The organism is Pseudomonas sp. 2VD (genome assembly GCF_005503585.1).
Taxonomy (GTDB): domain Bacteria; phylum Pseudomonadota; class Gammaproteobacteria; order Pseudomonadales; family Pseudomonadaceae; genus Pseudomonas; species Pseudomonas aeruginosa.
Genome location: NZ_SCND01000606.1, coordinates 1 through 1877, shown reverse-complemented (window position 1 = coordinate 1877; position 1877 = coordinate 1). Strand labels below are relative to the sequence as shown.

The 1877-nt window shown below is 68.4% G+C and carries 2 protein-coding genes; one reads left to right on the top strand and one right to left on the bottom strand.

What is annotated here, in order from left to right; genetic code table 11:
- Nucleotides 1-330 precede the first annotated feature (330 nt).
- On the bottom strand, nucleotides 331-729 hold the full coding sequence (locus FFS27_RS32330) for a four-helix bundle copper-binding protein (RefSeq protein ID WP_003088822.1): 399 nt from the start codon (nucleotides 727-729) through the stop codon (nucleotides 331-333).
- 170 nt (nucleotides 730-899) lie between these two features.
- On the opposite strand from FFS27_RS32330, the gene FFS27_RS32325 reads away from it, so the two are divergent.
- Nucleotides 900-1877: thiamine pyrophosphate-binding protein (locus FFS27_RS32325; protein ID WP_256659883.1), on the top strand; the 978-nt coding region annotated here is incomplete at its 3' end.

Below are 1877 nucleotides of genomic sequence, written 5' to 3'. Positions count from 1 at the left end.
TGCGGAAACGCCGGCTGCCGCTCCAGCTCCGTAGGGCGAATAACCGCTCGCGGTTATCCGCCGCTTATCCGCGACATCGGCGGATAACGCCCGTGGCGTTATTCGCCCTACGGATCAGGACTTCGAAATGAACACCTCTCTCAGGCTCATGGCGTCTCTCGTGGTCTTTCTCCGGCAACTCCGCACACCTGTCCGCTATGTCTCCGGTCCGTACAGACGCTTGCAAAAGGGGCTCGCCTGGGAAGGCGAAACGAGAAGCCGGGGCAGGCAAGGAAATCAGCTTGTCCAGCACATTCAGACTCAAGACCACGACGGCAGAAATGGCCAGCCTCAGGCCGGCAACAATGGCCGGCAGGCCTCGACGAAGCGCCGGCAGGCACCCGCACATTCGCGCTCCAGCGGCTCGTCGCCATCGCAACGCTCCGCGCATGCCAGGGCATAGCGCGCCGCCAGCTCGCAGGCGGCCGGCGCCCATGGGCTGCGGCGCTCCAGCAGCAGGGCAGCGAGGCGGCAGAGGTCGGCGCAGTCGCCGGCGTGCTGGCGTTGTTCCCTGCTGGACTCGATGCAGAGCGCCAGGTAGCGCTCGCACGCGCGGATGCAGGCCTGGGCTGCGAGCCGGCAGCGCTCTTCCGGCGCCTGGGCGGCGGCACCGCCGAGCAGGGCGTCGGCGTCGGTTTCCAGCAGGGAACCGGGGTCTTCGTTTCCGGGATCGTTGATGGCGCGGGTCATGGCGGCACCTCCTGGCGATTGCGCCCATGCGGGCCCTGTCCCTTGGGCCGGTCGCCCGCGCCGACAGTTCAGTCGATTTCGCCGTCGGCACCGCCGCTCGATTGCCTTGAACCCTCGCCTGCGGCGCCAGTCCTCACTGGTACGACCCCAGACACGACCAGGAGGCGAGAATGTCCAGCACGGTTGCCGATCAATTGCTCGAACGCTTGAGCCAGTGGGGGGTGAAGCGCGTCTTCGGCTACCCCGGCGATGGCATCAACGGGATCATGGGCGCCATGGGCCGGCGCGCCGAGGCATTCGACTATATCCGCGTGCGCCACGAGGAGATGGCGGCCTTCATGGCGGGCGCCCACGCCAAGTTCACCGGAGAGGTCGGGGTGTGCCTGGCCACCTCGGGGCCGGGCGCGATCCACCTGCTGAACGGGCTCTACGACGCGCGCATGGATCATCAGCCGGTGCTGGCCATCGTCGGCCAGCAGGCGGCTACCGCGCTGGGCAGCGACTACCAGCAGGAAGTCGATCTGCAGAGCTTGTTCAAGGACGTTTCCGCCTATGTCGAGACCGTGGTCAGCCCGGCACAACTGCTCCATGTGCTGGACCGAGCCCTGCGCGTGGCGGTCGGCGAGCGGCAGGTGGCGACGGTGATCGTGCCCAACGACGTGCAACAGATGGCGGCCCCGAAGCGCCAGCCCCACGAGCACGGCCACGTGATGTCGGCGGTGGGCTTCGTCCAGCCGCGACCCTACGCGCGCGACGCCGACCTGGAAGCCGCCGCGGCGATCCTCAATCGCGGCCGGCGCGTGGCGATCCTCGCCGGTGCCGGGGCCCTGGGCGCGCACCGGCAACTGGAAGCGGTCGCCGAGCGCCTGGCCGCCGGCGTGGCCAAGGCGCTCCTGGGCAAGGCGGCGGTTTCCGACGACCTGCCGTACGTGACCGGCTCCATCGGCCTGCTCGGCACCCGCGCCAGCAGCATGCTGATGGAGCATTGCGACACCCTGCTGATCGTCGGCAGCACTTTCCCCTACAGCGAGTTCCTACCCAAGGCCGGCCAGGCGCGGGCGGTGCAGATCGACCTGTATCCGCGCAACATCGGTATCCGCTATCCGATCGATCAGGCCTTGCTCGGCGATGCAGGGGAAACCCTGGAG

Coding starts and splice junctions, on each gene's coding strand:
- FFS27_RS32330 (WP_003088822.1), bottom strand. CDS start 729: ATGACCCGCGCCATCAACGATCCCGGAAACGAAGACCCCGGTTCCCTG.